Below are 21,411 nucleotides of genomic sequence, written 5' to 3'. Positions count from 1 at the left end.
GAGAGGGCATCATGTCTGCATGGATCGCATATGCCGCCGCGGTGGTTTGCGGCTATCTCGCCGGGTCCATCCCCTTCGGCCTGCTGATCACCCGCGCGGCGGGCCTCGGTGACATCCGCGAGATCGGCTCCGGCAATATCGGCGCGACCAATGTCCTGCGCACCGGGCGCAAGGACCTCGCCCTCGCCACCCTGCTGCTCGACAGCCTGAAGGCCGGCCTGATCGCCCTCGCCTTCACCCTCTGGGCCGGACGGGATGTCGGCTTCATCGCGGGCGCCATGGCCTTTGTCGGGCACTGCTACCCGGTCTGGCTCGGCTTCAGGGGTGGCAAGGGAATCGCCACCTATGCCGGGCTTCTGCCATTCACCACGCTGCCCGGCTTCTTCGTTGCCGCGCCGGTCTGGCTGGTCATCTTCGCAGCAACGCGCGTGTCCTCGCTGGCCGCCCTCTCTGCCGCCGTGCTCGTGCCGCCCGGCGCTTTCCTGCTCGGCGAGCGCAACAAGACGGTCCTCGTCGGCCTGGCGATCCTGTCCCTGCTCGTGTTCTGGACCCACCGGGCCAACCTCTCCCGCCTCCTCAAGGGCACCGAGCCGCGCTTCGGTGCGCCGAAGGCCAAACCCGAGGCATGACGCCGGGGCGGCCCCTGACCGACACAGAGCGCCACGACTGGCTGCGCCTCGCCCGCACCCAGAATGTCGGCCCCGTCACCTTCGCCCAGCTGCTGCGGCGCTATGGCAGTGCCGGCGCCGCGCTCGACGCCCTGCCCGGCATCGCGCACAAGGCCGGGCGCGGCCGGGCGATCAGCATCCCGGCGATTGACGAGGTGACCGCCGAGATCGACGCGACAGGCCGGTTCGGGGCGCGCCTCGTGGCCAGTTGCGAGCCGGACTACCCGCCGCTCCTGCGCACGCTTGGCCCACCGCCCCCCGTCCTCACCCTCCTCGGCCGCGCCGCCCTCGCTGCCGAGCCCACTGTCGCCATCGTCGGTGCCCGCAACGCATCGGCGGCCGGCCGCAAGCTGGCCCGCGACATCTCGGCCGGGCTCGGCGCAGCAGGCTTCGTGACCGTCTCCGGCCTCGCGCTCGGCATTGATGGCGAAGCCCATGCGGCAACACTCGCCACAGGCACCGTGGCCGTCCTCGGCGGCGGGATCGACCATGTCTACCCGCCCCAGCACGAACGCCTGTATGCCGAAATCGCCGCCGATGGCCTGATCGTGTCCGAAAGCCCGTTCGGTTACCGCGCCAAGGCGCAGGATTTCCCTCGCCGCAACCGCATCATCACCGGCCTGTCCCGCGGCGTTGTTGTTGTCGAGGCCGCAGAGCGCTCCGGATCGCTGATCTCGGCCCGGATGGCCGGTGAGCAGGGCCGGGAGGTGATGGCAGTCCCCGGTTCACCGCTCGATCCCCGTGCGGCCGGCACCAATGCCCTGATCTACCAGGGGGCCTCGCTGGTCCGGCATGCCGGCGATGTGCTGGAGATTCTCTCCTCCCTGCGCTTCGGCCAGGTCTCGGCCCCGCCAGCCGGCCCGTTTGAATCGGCCCCCGATGACGCCCCTGTACCGACCGACCAGGTGGCCCGCGTGCTGGAGGCCCTGTCGCCGCATCCGATGCCGATTGACGAAATCGCCCGCGCCACCGGGCTCGGTGCGGCGCGATGTGCAGCAATCCTTATGGAACTCGAGCTTTCCGGCGACGCCCTGACACTGCCCGGCGGCCTTGCTGCGCGGGCGGTCTGAATGCCGGTGCTGTGGCGCGTGTGCACCGCCTTCTGCACGAAAAGCGCACGATCCGCCGTGCATGGCTGGACGATTCAGGCCTTCACCTCTAAGCCTCCAGTCAAATCATTGTAGATTGCGCGGGCCAGCCGGCCCTATGACGGCGCATTATCACTAGGGGTGCCCTCACTTGGCGAACTGGATTTTCTACGCCGCAGCACTGGGCATGGTCTCTGCCGCGCCCCTGGTGGCCGTGGCGCAGGCGCCTGCGGAATCCACCGAGGAACAAGCGGCTGCTCCCAGCGAACACGTCGTGCTGGAAGCCGACTATCTCTACGAAATCCGCGACGAGAACAGCATCGTCGCCGAGGGCAATGTCGAGGCATTCTACCAGGGCCGGGTCCTGCGCGCCGACCGGATCATCTACAACAAGACCACCGACAAGGTGCGCGCCACCGGCAATGTCGTCATTGTCGAATCGGACGGCACCCAGCAATTCGCCGACGAGCTGGAGGTCAATTCCAACCTCGCTGACGGCTATGCGATCGGATATTCGGCCCGCCTGGCGGAAGGGTCGACCGTGGTGGCCAATTCCGCAATCCGCCAGTCCAACGGCATCAATGCCCTCGACCAGGTGATCTACACGGCCTGCCCGGTCTGCGCCGAGGATGTGACGCCAACCTGGGCCCTGCGGGCCCGGCGCGCCGTGCTCGACCAGGAAAGCCAGATGATTTCCTACCGCGATGCGGTGTTCGAGATCGCCGGCATCCCGGTTTTCTACTTCCCCTACCTGGCGCACCCGGACCCGAGTTCGGACAGGCGCTCGGGCCTGCTGGTGCCGTCGGCGGGCGTTTCGTCCAAGCTCGGCACCTTCTACCAGCAGCCGTACTACTGGGTCATTTCAGACCATTCCGACCTCACGATTTCGCCGCTGGTCTCGGCCAACGTCAACCCGTTGCTGGAACTGGATTATCGCAAGCGGTTCTATTCCGGCGCGATCAAGATCAATACCAGCCTCACGCGCGAGACCGACTTTGACAGCGACGGCCTGCGGTTTGGCGATGAAAAGTGGCGCGGGCACATCTACGGCAAGGGCCTGTTCGCGATCACGCCGGAATGGCAATGGGGTTTCGGTGTCGAGACCCAGACCGACGACCTCTTCGACCGGCGCTATGACCTCAGCGGCCAGAACGAACGCCGCGGCCTCTACCAGAGCCAGCCGCGCCGCCTGCTGTCGCAGCTTTTCGCGGTCGGCCAAGGCGACAGCTATTACGCGGATGCCGCAGTCCTTGATTTCCAGGGCCTGCGCGCCGGCGACGGTGACGGCACCCTGCCCTTCGTTGCCCCTGTCTTCTACGGGCAGAAATACTGGGATCTCGGCAAATATGGTTTCGCCAGCGTCAACGCCTCCTCAGCGATGCTCACGCGCGATTCCGGCGTCGACAGCCAGCGTGTCAGCATTGGCGGCGACTGGTCGGACCTGAACATCCTGCCGGGCGGTTTCACGGTCGAGCCCTTTGCCGAACTGCGCGCCGATTACTATGCCCTCGACGAGGACCTCTCGGGCAAGGCAGATGTCGCCCGCGCGGTCGGCAATGCCGGGTTCAGGCTTGGCCGTCCGATGGTGCGGCCTGGCAAGACGGTCGACATCATGCTCGAGCCCACGGTCATGGCCGCCTGGGGATTTGCCAATACCAACGACTCGGCCATCCCGAACGAGGACAGCCTGCTCTACGAATTCGACGAGTCGGCACTGTTCCAGGCCAACGGCTTCGGGAACTATGACCTCTACGAGGGAGACGGGAAGATTGCCGCCGGCCTGACTGCCCGTGCCGTCTGGAAGGACGGGCCTGCGTTCAGCACCACGTTCGGCCGCCGGTGGCGGTCGCGTGCCGACCCGAACTTCGACGTCGCCAGCAACCTCGACGGCACCAGTTCTGACTGGATCGGCACCGCGACTGCCGATTTCGGCCGGGCCTTGCGCCTTGATACCCGTGTCCGCCTCGATGATGACGGCCTCAAGCTGAACCGCGTCGACGCGCGCCTCAGCACCAGTTACAAGCGCCTGCGGGCAACCGGCCAGTATTACCAGATCAACGAGCGCATCAGCGTCTCCGGCGAGCCGGACGAGGGCATCTTCCTGCGCGGCGAACTGCAGGTCACCGACCGCTATTCCCTGGTTTTCGGCCAGTTGCGGGACATCACCGCAAACCTCAATGCCAAGCAGGAAATCGGCATCGCCTACGAGGACGACTGTTCCCGCTTCGAGATCATCTACCAGCGCTCGGAACTGAGCGACCGCACGCTCGGCCCGTCGGAGAACTTCCAGTTCCGTTTCTCCCTGAAGTCGATCGGCGATTTCGGGTCCAGCGAATTTGATTGATCCCGGAATGGAGCCGGTTCAGCCCGGCATTGCCCTGAAGCCTAATTTTCCGTAACGCAGCGGTGTTCACTGCCCTGATCCGTTGCGCACGGGCATAAGACTTGTATGGTCCGCAACAGATAAACGACTTGGGGCCCGGGTGGGGTCTTGCTGGAGAGATTCATGGTCCGTCAGTTCCTTCTTGCTACACTGGTCTTCGCAATGGCTGCTACAGGCGTAGCCATCGCGCAGGACGAGGCAGACCCCAATCGCCTGGCGCTCGAAGGCGTCGCTGCGGTCGTCAATGACAAGCCGATTTCCTATTCCGATGTCCGCCAGCGCGCGCGGCTCCTGCTGCTCAGCGTCGGCGGTGAACAACCCACGCCCGAACAGGTGCAGCAGATCACCGGCCAGGCACTGGAACAGCTGATCGACGAGTCCCTGCAACTGCAGAAAGCCTCCGAGTTCGACATGGAGATCGAGGCCCGTGAAATCGACGGCGCGGTCGAGGACATGGCCCGCCAGGGCGGCACCACCGGTGACGTGCTGAAAGCCCAGCTGCTGGACGCCGGCGTGAACCCCGCCAGCCTCGAAGAACAGATGCGCGCCGAAATCGCCTGGAACCGCGTGATGAGCGGCCTGTATGGCAGCCGCATCCGCGTGTCCGAGAACCAGGTCGACGACCAGCTGGAACGGATGCGCTCTGCCTCGCAGAAAACCCAGTACCGCGTTTCCGAGATCTTCCTGTTCGCCCCCGACGAAGAGACCCGCGTCCAGGCGCTGACGGCCGCAAACACGGTCGCCGAGCAGCTGCGCCAGGGCGCCGACTTCCGGGTTGCCGCACAGCGCCTCTCCTCGGCACCGACGGCCGCGACCGGCGGCGACATGGGCTGGATCTCGACCGACGACCTGGCGCCTGAACTGGCCGCCGCCGTGTCCGGCGCCGCACAGCCCGGCCTGCTCGACCCCGTCGAGGTCGAGAACGGCGTCTACATCCTGCTCGTCGCCAACAAGCGCGAACCCAGCGAAGCTGTGACGAAAGTGAACCTGAAGCGCCTCGTGGCGACCGATGGCTCGGAAGCCGATCTCAAGGCGGCCGTGGACTCGATCAAGACCTGTGACGACGTTTCCAGCGTCGCCAACTCGAAGACCAACCTGCGCTCCAACGACCTCGACGAAATCAACATCGAAGAGCTCGGCCCTGAAGGCAAGGCGCTCATCCTGGCGGTTGAAGTCGGCCAGCCCACGGAGATATTCGCCGCGTCGGGCGGCCTGGCCGTGATGTATGTCTGCGCCCGCGAGGATGGCGCCGAGGCGCTGCCGTCACGCGACGACCTCAAGGGCAGCCTGCGCAGCCGCGAACTGAGCATGATTTCCGAACGCGAGCTGCGCAACCTGCGCCGCGAAGCGACCATCATCTATCGCTAGGGCTTGCGCCAACCTGCATTTGGCACGACACCTCCGCCGGTGACCCACCTGCCCCCACTCCCCCTCGCCCTGACAATGGGTGATCCTGCCGGCTGCGGCCCCGCCATCACGGCGGCGGCCTGGCACCAGTTGCGGGCCGAGCCCGGCCTCGCCTTCTATGTCATCGGCGCCCCGGCGCTGTATGCCGGCATGGCCCCGGTCCGCGAAATTTCAGCTCCGTCAGACGCGCTGGGCGTGTTTGCCGAGGCGCTGCCCGTCCTGCCGCTGGCCGACGTGCCGGCCGTGCAGCCGGGCCAGCCCGACGCCAGTGCCGCGCCCGCCATCATCCGCGCCATCGCGCTGGCCACCTCGCACGCACTCGCCCACCAGGCCGGCGGCCTCGTCACCAACCCGATCAACAAGGCCCTGCTCTACGGCACCGGCTTCGCCTATCCCGGCCACACCGAATATGTCGCCCATCTCTGCGCTGCTCCCGGCGCGCCCGCGCCGCGCCCGGTCATGATGCTGGTCGGCGGCGGCCTCAGGGTGGCCCTCGCCACGATCCACATCCGCCTCGCCGACGTGCCGGGCGCGCTCGACACCGCCGCGCTGGTCGCCCTCGGTGAGATCGTCGCCGCCGCCCTGACCCGCGACTTCGGCCTCGCCACTCCGCGCATCGCCTTCTCGGGGCTGAACCCCCATGCCGGCGAGAACGGCACGATCGGCGACGAGGAAGTCCGCATCATCAATCCCGCCGCCCACCTGCTGCGCCAGAAGGGCATCGACATGTCAGACGCCCGCCCCGGCGACACCGTGTTCGCCGAAGCCCTCGCCGGCGCCTATGATGCCGTCATCGCCATGACCCACGATCAGGGCCTGATCCCGGTCAAGACGCTGGACCTGTGGGGCGGCGTCAATGTCACGCTCGGCCTGCCCGTGGTGCGCACCAGCCCGGACCACGGCACCGCCTATGACGCCGCCGCCGCCGGCACTGCGCGCCCCGACAGCCTGATTGCCGCCATCCGCCTTGCCGCCGCGATGGCCGACGCCCGGAGGGCCACACCATGACCGCAGGCGACCGCCCCGGCCTGACCGACGCCCCCGCCCGCAAGGCGCTCGGCCAGCACTTCCTGTTCGACCCCAGCATCCTGCACCGCGCCGCCCTCGCCGCCGGCCCGGTGGCCGGCCGCGTCGTCATCGAAGTCGGCCCCGGCCCCGGCGGCCTGACCCGCGCCCTGCTCGACGAAGGTGCCGGCACGGTCATCGCGGTGGAGGCAGACCCCCGCTTTGCCGAGGCGCTGGCGCTGTGGCCCGAGGCGAAAGACGGCCGCCTCATCGTCCTGCGCAAGGACGCCCGCAAGGTCAATTTCGAGAAACTGGTCCAAGAGGCCGGCGCCACGCAGCCCGCCATGATCATCGCCAACCTTCCGTACAATGTCGGCACGCCGCTGCTGGTCGGCTGGCTCAAGGCCGGTGACTGGCGCGGCGAGATGGCCCTGATGTTCCAGAAGGAAGTTGCCGAGCGCATCTGCGCCGCGCCGGGTACGGACCATTACGGCCGCCTCGCGGTGCTGGTCCAGTCCGCCACGCGGCCGCACATTTCCTTCACCCTGCCGCCCGGCGCGTTCCATCCACCGCCCAAGGTCAACAGCGCCGTCGCCGTGCTGGAGCCGCTGCCCGCGGCCGAGCGCTTCGCCCATATCGACCTCTTGGAACAGGTCACCGGCGCCGCCTTCGGCCAGCGCCGCAAGATGATGCGCGCCGCCCTCAAGCCGTTTGCGAAAAAGCACGGCTTGAAAGCCACCGACTGGCTGACAAGCGTCGGCATCGACCCCACCGCCCGCGCAGAAACCCTGACCCAGGATGATTTCAGGCGGCTGGCAGCGAGTTTGGCGAAGACCTGAATCAAGTCACCGGCAAGCGCCGCGACGTTCTGCCTATGCTTTCGAGATTTTCCGCGTCAGCGTTCCCGTCAGCTCCAGCGCGTCCGCGACCGTATTGGAAATCGTGCCGAACTTGCGGACATTCTTGTGCAGCAGGTCGAGGCGTTGGTCCGTCTCGTCACTGTCGACAATGATCTCATAGGCAATGGACACCATTTTCGGCGGTGAATCCTGGCGCATGCCGCGCAGGCTGATGTCGATCCCGCGCAGCTGGAAATCCAGCATCGGCGTCACGCGCTCAATGCCTTTCAGCATGCAGGCCGCCACGGATGCCAGCAACAGTTCCGCCGGGTTGAACGCATCCAGCCGCCCCTTCAGGTCGGTATCGATCACCAGCACGGCCTCTTTCGTCCGTGCCTCGCTGCCATGCGAATCCACGCGCCGCGCCGTGACATGGTATTCCCGCATTCCGTGTTCCTCCCGTCAGGTTTCAGGACCCGCAGTGTGCGCTGGGTTGCGAATTGGCGCCAGTGGCAGGGGCTCACCCTTCAGGCGCTGGAGCGCCCGCTCACTCTGCCGTGCCCTCTGGTGACACTGCCCCCCTGCAACGCCAGTCTCAAACGACAGGATAGACATACCCCAGCAAGCGCCGATCAGACTCGCCATCCGTGTCGACGAACAGGGCTGGATGTGTCAGCGCGCGCTCGCACTGACGCATCACGCCTGCGAGATGTGAGTCGCCATTGGATTCCAGCTGCACCGAGACAGCGGCAATGATGCTCGCCCCACCCCCAAGGTCGGACAGTCTCGTCGGGCGCTGGTTCAGGGTCGTTGGCACGGGCAGAAAATAGCTGGAACCCGACAAGGCCGTTTCATCCTTCGGCGGCGTTGCCTGCGAGACAATTACGGTCTGGAACAGCTCCAGCAGTTCGACATCATCAATCCGGATCAAAGTGCATTCTCCCCATTCTGGCCTTCAGATGTCCAGGCTGCTTTGCCTTCTGGACGATAAACGGGCCCGCCACCAGCACATCGAGATCGGTGTTCAGGAAACACGCGACTGCGTCCGCTGGGGAACACACAATCGGCTCACCGCGGACATTGAACGAGGTGTTGAGCAATATCGGACAGCCCGTCGCCTGGAAGAAAGCATCCAGGATGCTCCGCATACGTGATTCAGATGTAGAATCGATCGTTTGCAGGCGAGCGCTGTAGTCAACGTGAGTCACCGCTGCGAAATCGGAGGTCACCGCGCCCTGCAATTGCGCAGGCTCGTACCCGCCCGACGCACGGGCGTGACGCAATGTGTTGTCGCCACGAAATTCCTGGCGCAACTGGGCCACCAGCAACATGTGCGGGCTGTCGAATGGCGGCTCGAACAGGCGTTCCGCCTCTTCGGCCAGGACGACGGGTGCAAACGGGCGCCAGCCTTCACGGAATTTTATTTTCAGGTTCACCCGGTGCAATGTCCCTGCTGGCCGCGGGTCGGCCAGGATGGATCGGTTGCCCAATGCGCGGGGGCCAAATTCCATGCGCCCGTGAAAGTGGCCGATAACCTCGCCCGCCTGCAGGGCTGTCACGCATTCCGAGATCAGGTCTTCAGGTGTCGCTGGGCGCTCGTAGACGACGCCGGCAGCCTCAAGCGCTTCCGCGACGGCATCGTCGGTATAGTCCGGCCCAAGCAGCGCGCCAGACATGGCGTCCCTTGCAGAGCCGGGCGTTGCTTGGCGGGGTCGTTTTTGCGCGACCACGAATGCCGCTCCGGCGGCGCCGCCTGCATCACCGGGCGCTGGCTGGATCCAGAGGCCTTTGAGCCCAGCGACATTGCGCGCGATGTCCGAATTCGCGACGCAGTTCTGAGCAACGCCTCCGGCGAGACAGAGGTTGTCCAGCTCGCTGATCGCAAGCGCGCTGGTCGCCAAGGCGCGCATGACATGCTGCAGCGCCGCTTGTCCGGACGCGGCCACGTCCATGTAGTGCGGAGTCATCGGAGCTCGCTCTGGCCGGGGCGGTTCACCGAACAATCCCTCGAACAGAGGACCGATTGTACTAGGCCTGGTGGCGAAGCCGAAATATTCCATATTGAGAGCGAACGACCCATCGTCCTTCACGTCTATCAGCTTGTCCAGAATCAATTGGGTAAAGCGCGCCCGCCCGAACGGCGCGAGACCCATGAGTTTGTACTCCCCTGAATTTACCTTGAACCCGCAATACTGCGTGAAGGCGCTATAAAGGAGGCCTAGGGAGTGGGGAAACCTGATCTCACGCAGCGCCGTCAGCCCGGTCTCATCCCCGCGCCAGAGCGTTGTCGTCGACCATTCGCCAACACCGTCAACGACAAGCACGGCCGCTCGCTCGAAAGGAGAGGGATAGAAAGCCGATGCCGCATGCGACTTGTGATGCGGAACGAATTGCACCTTGTCCGGGTCAGGGAAGACTCGCAGCAGGTCCCTGGGCAGTTCCTGATCAAGCTCCCGGAGCGTCTTTAGCGTGCGGCGCCAATTCAGGGCTCCCTTTGGAGCATTATCGAGCGCTGACCGGACGATGCGTTCGATCTTTAGGCCGGGATGTTCATAATACGCAAGCGCCTCCATCGCCCTGCCGCGCGGAACCTGGCTGAGGCAATATTCGATGGCATTGTCCGGGAACGATGCATCGCCCTTTTTTCGCGTGAAGCGTTCCTCCTGGGCCGCGGCGACGAGGCGACCGTCCACGACCAGTGCCGCCGCAGAATCATGAAAATACGATGATACACCAAGGACGACGCGCGGATTCTCAATCATCGCGCCACTCCGTCATGTTCGCATAGCAAAGCGGCGGGGTCCGCCAGACGTTCAGCGAAGAGGCGATTCGCTTCAACGTTCGGATGGATGTCCGCTGGAAGAAACGTGTGAACGGGGTCGTATGGCGTGGAAACGTCTAGCGCGTCGGGAAACTGCTGAATGAGTCCCGCATTGAAACCAGGGTCGAGATCATCAAGCAGTGCGATCAAAAGGGGCACGCCGTGGCTTTGCGCCATCTCTTTCGCGGTCTCGAGGACGGCGAACGTGGTGGAATTGATAGAGTAGTCGTCGGGCAGGATATCCTCCGCATCCGGCAGGTAGCCATCGAGATCACTGTACATCAGGCCTGGCCGCCAAAATGGACTGTAACGAATCGCGAGCGTCCCATCGGCCGCCCGGTGTGCGGTGGGCCGGTGTTCAATGCCGATCCGATGCCATTCAGGACCACGCACCTGGCGCATCCGGTGCGGGTGTACGATGTTCCGGTACTTGTGATCGCTGATAACCGCAAATATGGCCGCGTCGACGGCGCCTTCACGAAGGTCAGTTCGGAACTGGAGGAGGTTTTGGACCGTCCCGTGGCCTCCAATGCCCCGATTGTGCACCCGCGCGTCGGGAAGCAAGGCCTGCAGCAGGGCCGTGAAGGTTTCATCGTCAGCCAGCCCGGTCCCGTAGGTGAACGAGCAGCCGTAAATGCACAGGCGGTGACCGCTGCTGGCTACCCGGGCGGGCACGTGCCGCCAGCCATCTTCACCAACCCGTTGCACGATCCCGTCGCGAAAGCCCACGACAACTTGCCCACCAGGATTCAAGCTCCATCCAAGAACAGGATGCGGCCGGAAAAGTAGGCGCGGTCGATCCACACGATTAGTCATTCCGTATTTTCTCCAGAATGGCGATCCGCCCTTCATTGCCAGGAGCTGATCGGTCCCATGAGAACCTGCAGGTGCTTTTCGTGCACATCCGCCCCGCGAAACAAACGCAGCAGCGCGTGCCCGAAACTAGTCCACCGCGTGCTCGGCGAAGACGCTGGTGACTTCACTGAACGTGTGGGTCCGGTCGAGGCCCCCGCGCAGGAAATACCAGGCGATGACCACCAGCGCGGCCAGCGGCAGCAGCCATAGCAGCCAAACGCGGCGCGCCTTGGGCCGCGGCGGAGCCTCCGGCGGGGTGCCGGCGGCATTGTCGTCTTTCGGGTGGTCTTTCTCGGTCATGCGCAGGTCTTTCCGGGCCGGCGTGGGGGAAACAGGGGAACAGGTGCGAAAGGCCTGCGATCAGGCCTCTCCCAATAGGCGGCGGACGTGGTCGTCAAGGTCGATCTGGCGCAGGCGCTTCAGGCGCTCCACCAGCAGGATACGCCGAAGGCGCTGGTACGCCTCGTCCAGGTTGTCATTGATAATGGCATAGTCGTAGCGGCGCCAGTGCATGATCTCGCGGCGCGCATCGACCATCCGCCGGGCCACATCGTCCGGCGTCATGCCCTCGCGGGCGGCCAGGCGTGCTTCCAGCTCCTCGATGCTGGGCGGCAGGATGAACACCGAGACGACATCGTTCGGCATCTCGTCGTGCAGCGCATCGGCGCCCTGCCAGTCGACGTCGAACAGGATGTCCTCGCCACTGTCCAGCTTCGCCACGGTGTCGACGCGCGGGGTGCCGTAATACTTGTCGAAGACATGCGCCCATTCGAGGAATTCGCGCCGCGCGATCATCTCCTTGAATTCGTCGACCGTCTTGAAATGATAGTGCGCGCCGTCCTGCTCGTTGGGCCGCGGCGCCCGTGTGGTGGCAGAGACCGACAGGTTCACGTCCTCGAATTCATTCAGCAACATGTGCGACAGCGTCGTCTTGCCGGCGCCCGACGGGCTCGACAGGACCAGCATCAGCCCCCGGCGCTTTCCCCCTTGCTCATTCGACATTCGCAGCCTGCTCCTTGAATTGGTCAATCACTCCTTTGAGGCCGAGTCCTGCATTCGTCAAATCCAGGCTGACCGATTTCGAGCAGAGCGTATTGGCTTCGCGGTTGAGTTCCTGCGCCAGGAAATCGAGTTTCCGTCCCGCCGGCGAGCCGTCTGCCAGCAGGTCGCGCGCGCTGGCAAAGTGGGCGGCCAGCCGGTCCAGCTCCTCTCGCACATCCGCCTTGGCCGCGGCCATCGCAATCTCGGCGCCGACGCGGTCGGCATCGACGCGGCCCTCGGTATCGAGTTCGTCGAGCTGCTTGTGCAGCCGGGACTTCAGCAGGCTGGGCTGGATCTCGGCGAAGGTCGCCGCCGTCGCCGCATGTCCCTCCATCTCGGAGACCAGCCCGGTCATGATGGCCTTCAGCGACTCGCCCTCGGCCTTCCGGGCGGTGGCCAGCTCTGCCAGCGCCTCTTCGCCCGCTGCGCCCAGAAGCGTCATGTTGGCCTCATCCAGCGCCAGGTCGCGCAGCGAGCTGCCGCCGGTCTCCACAACCCCCTTCAGGGTCATCAGCGTGGCAATCGCCTCGCCCGACAGGCCCGCGCCGTGGATCGCCTGCGCGGCATCCGTCAGCGACGCCAGCAGCGCCTCGTTCACCGTCACGCTGTCTGCGCCGGCCGCCATGTCGATGCGCAGCGACACCTGCAGCGATCCGCGATTGAACAGTTTCGACGCGGCCGCCTTGAGGCGGCGCTCCAGCGGGTCAAACCCCGGCGGCGTGGTGACGCGCACGTCCAGGCTGCGCCCGTTGACGCTTTTCGCTTCCCAGGCCCAGCTCCCCCAGTCCGCTTCGCCGGCGACCCGGGCAAACCCGGTCATGCCTGACAGAATACTCATTTATCAGCCCTTTCCCGCGCGATCTCTTCGCGCTCATATTTCCTGTAGGCAGCGACATTGCGATTGTGCTCTGCCAGCGTCTTGGCGAACAGGTGGCCGCCTTTGCCATCCGCAACAAAGAAGATGTACTCGGTTTCCGGTGGATCGAGGACGGCCGCAATCGCGTCGCGGCCAGGATTGCAGATCGGCGTCTTCGGCAGGCCGTCGATCTGGTAGGTGTTCCAGTCCGTCTTGCGGTCGATCTCCGAGCGCAGCAGCGTGCGCCGCTTGCCGGCCTTGTTGTAGAGCGGTTCGCCCCGGGACACGCCGTAAATGATCGTCGGGTCGCTTTCCAGGCGCATTCCTCGCTTCAGCCGGGTCGTGAACAGGGCGGCCACTTCCGGGCGCTCTTCGGCGTTACCGGTTTCCTTCTCGACCACCGAGGCAAGGATCACCGCCTCGTAGGGATTGGCCAGTGGCAGGCCTTCCTGGCGCTTTGGCCACAAGTCCTTCAGCAGGTCGTCCTGCGCCTTCTGCATCTGCGCGATCAGTTTCACCCGCGTCATGCCGCGATGGTAGAGATAGGTGTCCGGCAGCAGGCTGCCTTCGGCAGGCGGCGTTTCCGGCATCGGGCCGGTCAGTACGGGATCGGCCTCGATGAGCCGCAGCAATTGCGCCGTCGTGCGGCCTTCGGGCAGCGTCAGCTTGTGCATCACGGCCTTGCCCTCGACCAGGATGTCGAGCACCTCGCCGAGGCTGGCCTGCGGCCCGAGCGTGAACTCGCCGGTCTTCAGGGCCGTTTCCGTCCCGTCGATCCGCGCCTTCAGGTGCATCAGGCGGGCGTTCCGGATGATGCCCTGTTTTTCGAGGCGCGCAGCGACGCTGAGCAGGCCCTCGCCCGGTTCGACAATGAAAATGGTTTCGGCAACCGACGGGCCATCGCGGGCGACTTCGTTCTGCAGCCACAGCCAGCCTGCGCCAGCCGCAGCGGCCGACAGGATCACTACTGCAACGAGCAGAGAGATCAGGCCTTTGATGAACTTCATGACGACAGCCTCACACGAATCCTGGCTGCGCCAGCCTACATGCCCGCCCCCGCTCGGCGATAGTGGCTTATTCCACCTCGCGCAGGATGAGCGATGCGTTGGTCCCGCCAAAGCCGAAACTGTTCGACATGGCGGCCCGTACGCGGCCCTTCTTGGCTTTGTGGGGAATGAGATCCAGCTTGGTCTCGAAGCTCGGATTGTCGAGGTTCAGCGTCGGCGGCATCACCTGGTCGCGAATCGCCAGCGCACAGAACGCTGCTTCGATCGCGCCGGCTGCGCCCAGCAAGTGGCCGACCGCAGACTTGGTCGACGACATCGACATGTTCGCAGCATGGTCGCCATAGGCCCGCTCGACCGCGCCAGCTTCGCCTTCGTCGCCTTTCGGCGTCGAGGTTCCGTGCGCATTGATATAATCGATCTCGGTCGGGTCCATGCCGGAATGCTTCAGTGCCATCATCATCGCGCGATAGCCGCCTTCGGCCCCTTCGGCAGGCGCCGTGATATGATAGGCATCGCCAGTCAGGCCATAGCCCGCCACTTCGGCATATATCTTCGCGCCGCGTGCCTTGGCATGCTCGTATTCCTCCAGCACCAGAATCGCAGCGCCGTCGCCCATGACGAAACCGTCGCGGTCCTTGTCATAGGGCCGTGACGCCTTTTCCGGCGTGTCGTTGAAACTCGTCGACATCGCCTTGGCGGCGCAGAAGCCGGCAATGGCGATACGGCCGATCACTGCCTCGGACCCACCGGCCAGCATCACGTCGGCATCGCCGTACTTGATGAGACGCGCGGAGTCGCCAATGGCATGAGCGCCTGTCGCACATGCCGTCACGACGGCATGATTGGGGCCCTTGAAGCCGTGCTTGATCGACACCTGCCCGGAGGCAAGGTTGATCAGCGCGGATGGAATAAAGAAGGGGCTGACCTTACGCGGGCCATGCTCGTGCAGGGTGATGGCGGTATTGTAGATGGATTCCAGACCGCCGATCCCCGAACCGATCATCACGCCGGTGCGTTCGAGTTCTTCGGTCTCTTCAGGTCGCCAGTTGGCATCCTCGACCGCCTCATCTGCCGCAGCGATGGCATAGAGGATGAATTCGTCGATGCGACGCAGTTCCTTCGGGGACACGAAGTCCTCCGGCTTGAACGCGTGCGGATCACCCGCACCGCCGCCCCGGCCATTGGCCCACGGCACCTGGCACGCGATCTTGCAAGGCATGTCCTCGGGGTCGAACACATCAATGCGTCCGGCTCCGGATTTGCCTTCAATAAGGCGCTCCCAGGTTGCCTCACGCCCGAAGGCGAGCGGTGAGACAATCCCGATTCCTGTAATAACTACGCGGCGGTCAGACATTCAGAAACCGCCGGGTTCAGATATGTGCTTTGATGTGAGTCACCGCGTCGCCAACAGAGCGGATCGATTCCTGTACATCGTCGGGGATTTCGATATTGAATTCTTCTTCGAAGGCCATGACCAGTTCGACCAGGTCCAGCGAGTCAGCGCCGAGATCGTCGATGAAGCTCGCGCTTTCAACAACCTTGTCGGCATCCACGTCGAGATTATCGACTACGATTTTTTTAACACGCTCAAGAACGTCAGACATGAATACCTCTCTAGATATGCCCGATAGCCGGCTCATTTCTGAACCATTGTGTTGCGCCTAGCACACACTTGGCGATAGCGCCAAGCCCTAGCCGCAACGGTTACTGTAGCGAAATCAGATCATTGCCATACCGCCATTAACATGCAGCGTTTGCCCCGTCACATAAGCGGCCTCGCTGGATGCAAGATATACTGCGGCTGCGGCGATGTCTCCACCCTGCCCCAACCTGCCTGCCGGAATACCCGCAAGCAGGGCTGTTTTCTGGGCTTCCGGCAGCCCGTCCGTCATGGGTGATTCGATGAATCCGGGTGCGATCGTGTTGGCGGTGATGCCCCGGCTGGCGACTTCCTGGGCGATCGATTTGGTGAACCCGATCATCCCGGCCTTGGACGCACAATAGTTTGTCTGGCCCGGATTTCCCGTCACGCCGACAATCGACGTGATGCCGATGATCCGGCCATAGCGGCGCTTCATCATGCCCCGGACGACACTCTTGGTGAGGCGGAAATAGCTGCCGAGATTGACCTGCAGGACGTCGTTCCAGTCGTCATCCTTCATCTGGATCAGCAGCTTGTCGCGCGTGATGCCGGCATTCGCCACCAGGATGTCGAGTGGGCCGACCGCCTCTTCGGCGCGCCCCACCAGGCCGTCGACCGCCTCGGCGTCCGACAGGTTGCAGGCGACGACGGCGCTCTCGCCCTTCAGCGTGGCGGCCACTTCTTCCAGCACGTTTTCGCGTGTTCCGGAGAGCGCGACCTTGGCGCCCGCTTCCGACAGGGCCAGCGCGATCGCCCGGCCGATGCCGCCCGATGCGCCGGTAACCAGGGCCGTCCGGCCAGTGAGATCAAACATGGGCTTCTCCCTTGATAAATGCTGCGAAGGCTTCGAGGTCCTCAGGCGTGCCCAGGGTGAAGCCATTCAGTGACTTTTCGATTCGGCGCTGCATCACCGTCAGCACCTTGCCGGCGCCAGCCTCGGCGGTGGCTGTGACGCCCCGGCTGACCATGTACTGCACGCTTTCGGTCCATCTTACACGCCCGGTTACCTGGGCGACCAGATTCGAACGGATCGTGTCCGGGTCGGATGTCGCGGTGGCCGATATGTTGGCGACAACCGGCACGACCGGTGCCTTGATGGCCGCCCCCGACAGCGCTTCTGCCATCGCGTCGGCTGCGGGCTGCATCAGCGAGCAGTGGAACGGCGCCGACACGTTCAGCGCCATCGCCTTCTTCACACCATTCGCGCGGGCGTGTTCGCAGGCCGCGTCGATCGCCGCCTTCGAGCCTGACAGCACCAGCTGGCCCGGCGCGTTGTCATTGGCGATTTCACAGGCGCCGCCGGTCGCACGGCCGGCTTCGCACGCGGCCTCGGCCTGCGCGATGTCTGCGCCCAGCAAGGCCGCCATCGCGCCAGCTCCTGCCGGGACGGCGCCCTGCATGGCATTGCCCCGGATGCGCAGCAGGCGGGCGGTATCAGCCACGCTGATCGCGCCGGCCGAGGCCAGTGCCGAATATTCGCCAAGGGAATGGCCTGCCACGAATTTCGCATCCGCCGCCGACAGCCCGAATCCCGCCTCCAGCGCCCGCATGGCGGCCACGCTGTGCGCCATCAGTGCCGGCTGCGCGTTTGCCGTCAGGGTCAGCGCGTCGATATCGCCGGTCCACATGAGGGCCGACAGGTCCTGGCCCAGCGCCTCGTCGACTTCGGCAAACACGTCGCGTGCGGCCGGGAATGCGTCGGCGAGCGCCTTGCCCATGCCGATTTCCTGACTGCCCTGACCCGGGAATATGAATGCCAGTCCTGTCATCGTGTCTTCCTCCGGATTTTTGTCGTGCCTAATGGGGCTCGCCGATGTGCGCAAGCGCTTGAAATATACGCCAATATAGGCTTAAGACGCGCCTTCACTCGCAGGGATGCGGTCCTCACTAGCCCGGAATGAGCCGGACGAAGAGGGGCCATCGCCAGACAGTTTCCCCCTGTCTTGCGCCGCATGCCTCACTTTTGGGAATAAAAACATGGCACTATATGAGCACGTCGTGATCACACGACCTGACATTTCGCCGGCACAGGTCGACACATTTGTCGAAGAACTGTCCGGCTTTCTCAAGGAAAAAGGCGCAACTGTCGGCCGCACCGAGTATTGGGGCCTGCGCAACCTTGCCTATCCGATCAAGAAGCAACGCAAGGCGCATTATTCGCTCCTGAACATCGACGGCCCTGCCGAAGCGATCCACGAACTGGAACGCCGCCTGCGCATTTCCGACGATGTGATGCGTTACATGACGATCCGCGTCGAGTCGCACAGTGACGAGCCTTCGGCTGTCCTGTCGCGCAAAGAACGCCGTCGCGACTAGAGAGGACAGGACACATGGCTCAGAAACTGAATATCACGAACATTCCTGCCCGCCGCCCGTTCGGACGTCGCCGCAAGGTGGACCCGTTTACCGGCGAACACGCCCAGGAAATCGATTACAAGGACGTGAAACTGCTGCAGCGCTATATCTCTGAAAAAGGGAAAATCGTGCCCAGCCGGATCACGGCCGTCAACCTCAAGAACCAGCGCAAGCTTGCCCAGGCGATCAAACGCGCCCGCATGCTGGCCCTGCTTCCGTTTGAAGTGAAGTAGGAGACACCGACATGCAAGTGATCCTTCTTGAACGCGTCGAACGCCTTGGAAAGATCGGAGACGAAGTCTCCGTGAAGAACGGCTTCGCCCGCAACTTCCTCATCCCGCAGGGCAAGGCCCTTCTCGCAAATGACAAGAACCGCGCGCGGTTCGAAGCTGAGCGTGAAGTGATTGAACAGCGCAACGCAACGGCCCGTGCCGCAGCCCAGGCTGAAGGCGAGACGCTTGAAGGCGCCGTCTTCACGATGATCCGCCAGGCTGGCGACACCGGCCAGCTCTACGGTTCGGTGACCGCACGTGACGTCGCCGATGCTGCAGAAGCTGCCGGGCACAAGTTCCCGCGCAGCGGCGTTCGCCTCGACAAGCCGATCAAGGCGATCGGCATCTATGACGTTGCCATCCGCCTGCACGCGGAAGTCACGGTAAATGTCCAGGCCAACATCGCCCGCTCGACCGAAGAAGCCGAGCGTCAGGCCAAGGGCGAAGACATTGTCGCCGCCCTGCAGGAAGCCAACGCAGCCTTCGCAGACGAACAGGCCAGCGAGCTGAAGGAAGCCGCAGCTGAACTGTCCGACATGATCGGCGGTCCAGACGAGGACTAGGCTTCGTTCGCCTCGGCGAAACAAACCAGAAAAGCCGCAGCTATCCACAGCTGCGGCTTTTTTTGTGCATCACCCCTGCGATTTCACGGGACACTGCCAGATGAGGGAAGAAATCCCGCGTCAGGTGAGCTAATACAATCGCATGCCCCTCGACGATCATTCCTCCGAACACCTGATCTCCGCGCCAAACAACCTGTCGGCCGAGGCCGCCGTGCTGGGCGCGATCCTGTTCGACAACAATTCCTACCAGCGTGTCGCCGATATCCTGCGCCCGTCGGACTTCTACGCCCCGGCCCACCAGGAGCTGTATGACGTCGCCGCCAACATGATCCAGCAGGGCCGGGTGGCCGACGGGGTCACCCTGCGCGAGCATTTCGAGAAAGCCGAGAAACTCACCGAGATCGGTGGCGCGCGCTACCTGGAGCAGCTGCTCGACAGCGCCGCCTTCGGGCCGGAAGTCTCGGACTACGCCCACATGATTCGCGACCTGGCGATGCGCCGGGCCCTGGTCGACATCAGCGGAGAGCTGAAAGGCCGCGCGCTGACCCCCGGCCCCGACGAAACCGGCGAGCGCCAGATCGAGCTGGCCGAACGCCAGTTGTTCGACCTTGCAGAGCGCGGTGCCACCGGACGTGGTTTCACCAGCTTTTCCGAAGCACTGACGGAGTCGCTGAAGGCGGCCGAAGCGGCGTTCAAGCGCGAAGGCAAGATCGCCGGCATCCCGACCATGCTGCGCGACCTCGACGACAAGCTTGGCGGCTTCCACCGCTCCGACCTGCTCATCCTCGCCGGGCGTCCCTCGATGGGGAAAACCTCGCTCGCGACCAACATCGCCTATAATGCGGCGTCCGCCTACCGGGCCGAAGTGCAGGATGACGGCTCGAAGAAAACCGTGGAAGGCGGCATCGTCGGCTTCTTCTCGCTGGAAATGTCGAACGAACAGCTCGCTACGCGTATCCTTGCCGAGCGCACGGGCATCACCACCCACCGCATCCGGCAGGGCGACCTCGACAAGGCAGACTTCGAACGCCTGCGCGAGGCCACTGAAGAGCTGCAGAACCTGCCACTCTATATCGATGATACCGGCGGCATCTCGATCAGCCAGCTTGCTGCCCGCGCCCGGCGCCTGCAGCGCTCTGTCGGCCTCGACCTGATCGTGATCGACTACCTGCAGCTGATCACCGTCAGCAACACCAATTCCAACACCAACCGCGTGCAGGAAGTGACCCAGATCACCACCGCGCTCAAGGCGCTGGCCAAGGATCTCAACATCCCGGTCCTCGCCCTGTCCCAGCTCAGCCGCGCCGTCGAGCAGCGCGACGACAAGCGCCCGCAATTGTCGGACCTTCGCGAATCCGGCTCGATCGAGCAGGATGCCGACGTCGTCATGTTCGTCTATCGTGAGGAATACTATCTCGCCCGTTCCGAACCGGGTGCCGACCCGAACGATCCATCCTCCAACGAGAAATGGACCCAGTGGCGCGCCCGGATGGACCAGATTTACGGCATCGCCGAAGTGATCATCGGCAAGCAGCGCCACGGCCCCATCGGCAAGGTCGACCTCGCCTTCGACGCCAATATCACCCGCTTCGGCAATCTCGACCGCGCCGGCATCGACCGCGGCGAGGACTAGCGACCTGTCGATTGACGGGATGCCGGCTGCATCCTGCCCGCGCCGTCAGAGTCCGGGCGTGGCAGCGATCTCTGCCGCGATCTTGTTGTCGATGATCATGCCGGCCGGAACGAAGGCCACCAGCGCGGCAAGCAGCAGGATGACCGACGCGACACTGAACCCGAGCAGCAGGCCGATCCAGTTCCAGCGCGTCGGCGCGCGGACATGCATCAGGTACCTGAACAGCTTCACCAGCATGACCAGAATGAAGAAGAACAGCAGGATCGTTCCCAGCCCGGCATAGGCGAACGCCGTTTCGCTGTCATAGGCCAGGACGTGCACCATCACCATGATGAGGATGCCGAACTCGACAATCGCGGCCATCGTGAATGACAGGAAGGCAAGGATCGGTTCCACGTTGCGAAAGCCCCGCCCCATGAAACACGACACAATGCCCGAAAAGATCCAGATCGCGGCGACGTAAGGGATCGCAAACAGCAGGGCCTTGATGCCGTCGGCTTCGCGAAACGAGGTCAGCACGGCGGTCACAAAGGCCTGCGCGGCCCCGCTGGCACCCGTCGCGCCGTCCATCGGATCGCCATAGGTGAACAGCAGGCCGAGGTTCGACACAACGCCGGACACCGCGACGCCGGTCACGAAGGTCAGCAGGAAGGGGGGCGGCAGGGGGCGATAGGCGCCGCTTGCGACGAGGCGGGCAATGTCGCGCGGCTTGATCATCAACAGGGTGAACGGCAGCACCGCGATGCGGACGATATACTCGCTCAGCGCCCGGGCTGATGGTTCCAGCATGTCGTGCACGCCGGGTGTTTCATACGATGCTGGCTTCACCGTCGCGGCGTCGTCACTCATGTCCCTGTCTCCCCTACCGGCCTCAGGGTACCACCAAACGCCGCCGCCCGCACCTGCCGGGTCCGGACACGCCACCAAACCACGATGCACCATGACGTGTGTTGGAATGTCCCGCTTTTGTTGCCAC

23 protein-coding genes are annotated in these 21,411 nt (G+C 64.3%); 10 read left to right on the top strand and 13 right to left on the bottom strand.

Annotation, left to right across the window (positions count from 1 at the left end; all coding sequences use genetic code 11):
- Positions 1–11 precede the first annotated feature (11 nt).
- The 6 genes from plsY (at position 12) to rsmA (ending at position 7,390) form a co-directional block, all read left to right on the top strand.
- Positions 12–629 carry a glycerol-3-phosphate 1-O-acyltransferase PlsY gene (gene plsY, locus HJO_RS01555; protein WP_035612876.1) on the top strand — a complete coding sequence of 206 codons (618 nt, stop codon included), beginning with the start codon at positions 12–14 and terminating at the stop codon, positions 627–629.
- Positions 626–1,738, top strand: a complete 1,113-nt coding sequence (gene dprA / locus HJO_RS01550) for a DNA-processing protein DprA (RefSeq protein ID WP_035612873.1) — start codon at positions 626–628, stop codon at positions 1,736–1,738. Before plsY ends, dprA begins: the two co-directional genes overlap by 4 nt.
- A 169-nt stretch (positions 1,739–1,907) precedes the next feature.
- Positions 1,908–4,100 (top strand): LPS-assembly protein LptD, encoded by a 2,193-nt coding sequence (locus HJO_RS01545; RefSeq protein WP_035612870.1) that lies wholly within the window; start codon positions 1,908–1,910, stop codon positions 4,098–4,100.
- 162 nt (positions 4,101–4,262) lie between these two features.
- Positions 4,263–5,507, top strand: coding sequence for a peptidylprolyl isomerase (locus HJO_RS01540; protein ID WP_035612867.1), 1,245 nt, complete (start codon positions 4,263–4,265; stop codon positions 5,505–5,507).
- A gap of 39 nt (positions 5,508–5,546) precedes the next feature.
- Positions 5,547–6,554 (top strand): 4-hydroxythreonine-4-phosphate dehydrogenase PdxA, encoded by a 1,008-nt coding sequence (gene pdxA, locus HJO_RS01535; RefSeq protein ID WP_241764647.1) that lies wholly within the window; start codon positions 5,547–5,549, stop codon positions 6,552–6,554.
- Entirely contained in the window at positions 6,551–7,390 is an 840-nt protein-coding gene (gene rsmA, locus HJO_RS01530; RefSeq protein ID WP_035612864.1) for a 16S rRNA (adenine(1518)-N(6)/adenine(1519)-N(6))-dimethyltransferase RsmA, read from the top strand. Before pdxA ends, rsmA begins: the two co-directional genes overlap by 4 nt.
- A gap of 33 nt (positions 7,391–7,423) precedes the next feature.
- On the opposite strand, the gene HJO_RS01525 is transcribed toward rsmA, so the two are convergent.
- From HJO_RS01525 to fabD, 12 genes are all read right to left on the bottom strand, one after another.
- Positions 7,424–7,837 carry an OsmC family protein gene (locus tag HJO_RS01525; RefSeq protein ID WP_035612859.1) on the bottom strand — a complete coding sequence of 138 codons (414 nt, stop codon included), beginning with the start codon at positions 7,835–7,837 and terminating at the stop codon, positions 7,424–7,426.
- Between the two features lie 148 nt (positions 7,838–7,985).
- Positions 7,986–8,321, bottom strand: a complete 336-nt coding sequence (locus HJO_RS01520) for a hypothetical protein (protein WP_035612856.1) — start codon at positions 8,319–8,321, stop codon at positions 7,986–7,988.
- Complete coding sequence (locus HJO_RS01515) at positions 8,308–10,152, bottom strand: carbamoyltransferase family protein (RefSeq protein ID WP_035612853.1); 1,845 nt, start codon at positions 10,150–10,152, stop codon at positions 8,308–8,310. The genes HJO_RS01520 and HJO_RS01515 overlap by 14 nt, the downstream gene beginning before the upstream one ends.
- On the bottom strand, positions 10,149–11,027 hold the full coding sequence (locus HJO_RS01510; RefSeq protein ID WP_035612850.1) for an SGNH/GDSL hydrolase family protein: 879 nt from the start codon (positions 11,025–11,027) through the stop codon (positions 10,149–10,151). The genes HJO_RS01515 and HJO_RS01510 overlap by 4 nt, the downstream gene beginning before the upstream one ends.
- A 126-nt stretch (positions 11,028–11,153) precedes the next feature.
- Positions 11,154–11,366 (bottom strand): hypothetical protein, encoded by a 213-nt coding sequence (locus tag HJO_RS01505; protein WP_035612847.1) that lies wholly within the window; start codon positions 11,364–11,366, stop codon positions 11,154–11,156.
- A 60-nt stretch (positions 11,367–11,426) separates the two neighbouring features.
- Positions 11,427–12,068 (bottom strand): guanylate kinase, encoded by a 642-nt coding sequence (gmk, locus tag HJO_RS01500; protein ID WP_035612845.1) that lies wholly within the window; start codon positions 12,066–12,068, stop codon positions 11,427–11,429.
- On the bottom strand, positions 12,058–12,945 hold the full coding sequence (locus HJO_RS01495) for a YicC/YloC family endoribonuclease (RefSeq protein WP_035612842.1): 888 nt from the start codon (positions 12,943–12,945) through the stop codon (positions 12,058–12,060). Before HJO_RS01495 ends, gmk begins: the two co-directional genes overlap by 11 nt.
- Positions 12,942–13,970, bottom strand: coding sequence for an endolytic transglycosylase MltG (mltG, locus tag HJO_RS01490; RefSeq protein WP_035612839.1), 1,029 nt, complete (start codon positions 13,968–13,970; stop codon positions 12,942–12,944). The genes HJO_RS01495 and mltG overlap by 4 nt, the downstream gene beginning before the upstream one ends.
- A gap of 67 nt (positions 13,971–14,037) precedes the next feature.
- Positions 14,038–15,324, bottom strand: coding sequence for a beta-ketoacyl-ACP synthase II (fabF, locus tag HJO_RS01485; RefSeq protein WP_035612836.1), 1,287 nt, complete (start codon positions 15,322–15,324; stop codon positions 14,038–14,040).
- A 16-nt stretch (positions 15,325–15,340) separates the two neighbouring features.
- Positions 15,341–15,574 carry an acyl carrier protein gene (locus HJO_RS01480; RefSeq protein WP_034737469.1) on the bottom strand — a complete coding sequence of 78 codons (234 nt, stop codon included), beginning with the start codon at positions 15,572–15,574 and terminating at the stop codon, positions 15,341–15,343.
- A 114-nt stretch (positions 15,575–15,688) separates the two neighbouring features.
- Positions 15,689–16,426 carry a 3-oxoacyl-[acyl-carrier-protein] reductase gene (gene fabG, locus HJO_RS01475; RefSeq protein ID WP_035612833.1) on the bottom strand — a complete coding sequence of 246 codons (738 nt, stop codon included), beginning with the start codon at positions 16,424–16,426 and terminating at the stop codon, positions 15,689–15,691.
- Positions 16,419–17,381 (bottom strand): ACP S-malonyltransferase, encoded by a 963-nt coding sequence (gene fabD, locus HJO_RS01470; protein WP_035612829.1) that lies wholly within the window; start codon positions 17,379–17,381, stop codon positions 16,419–16,421. The genes fabG and fabD overlap by 8 nt, the downstream gene beginning before the upstream one ends.
- A 208-nt stretch (positions 17,382–17,589) precedes the next feature.
- On the opposite strand from fabD, the gene rpsF reads away from it, so the two are divergent.
- The 4 genes from rpsF (at position 17,590) to HJO_RS01450 (ending at position 20,435) form a co-directional block, all read left to right on the top strand.
- Positions 17,590–17,928: a 30S ribosomal protein S6 gene (gene rpsF / locus HJO_RS01465; protein ID WP_034737475.1), complete on the top strand. Its 339-nt coding sequence runs from the start codon at positions 17,590–17,592 to the stop codon at positions 17,926–17,928.
- Positions 17,929–17,942: 14 nt separating this feature from the next.
- The gene (gene rpsR / locus HJO_RS01460) at positions 17,943–18,200 is read left to right on the top strand and encodes a 30S ribosomal protein S18 (RefSeq protein WP_034737477.1); all 258 of its coding nucleotides are present in this window, start codon (positions 17,943–17,945) and stop codon (positions 18,198–18,200) included.
- A gap of 11 nt (positions 18,201–18,211) precedes the next feature.
- Entirely contained in the window at positions 18,212–18,802 is a 591-nt protein-coding gene (gene rplI / locus HJO_RS01455; protein ID WP_035612825.1) for a 50S ribosomal protein L9, read from the top strand.
- 142 nt (positions 18,803–18,944) lie between these two features.
- Entirely contained in the window at positions 18,945–20,435 is a 1,491-nt protein-coding gene (locus HJO_RS01450) for a replicative DNA helicase (protein WP_035612822.1), read from the top strand.
- Positions 20,436–20,480: 45 nt separating this feature from the next.
- Here HJO_RS01450 and HJO_RS01445 read toward each other — a convergent pair whose 3' ends face one another.
- The gene (locus HJO_RS01445; protein ID WP_051617952.1) at positions 20,481–21,284 is read right to left on the bottom strand and encodes a hypothetical protein; all 804 of its coding nucleotides are present in this window, start codon (positions 21,282–21,284) and stop codon (positions 20,481–20,483) included.
- Positions 21,285–21,411 lie beyond the last annotated feature (127 nt).

The sequence above is a fragment of the Hyphomonas johnsonii MHS-2 genome, from assembly GCF_000685275.1.
Taxonomy (GTDB): Bacteria; Pseudomonadota; Alphaproteobacteria; order Caulobacterales; family Hyphomonadaceae; genus Hyphomonas; species Hyphomonas johnsonii.
This window is presented reverse-complemented; position numbering and strand designations above follow the sequence as displayed.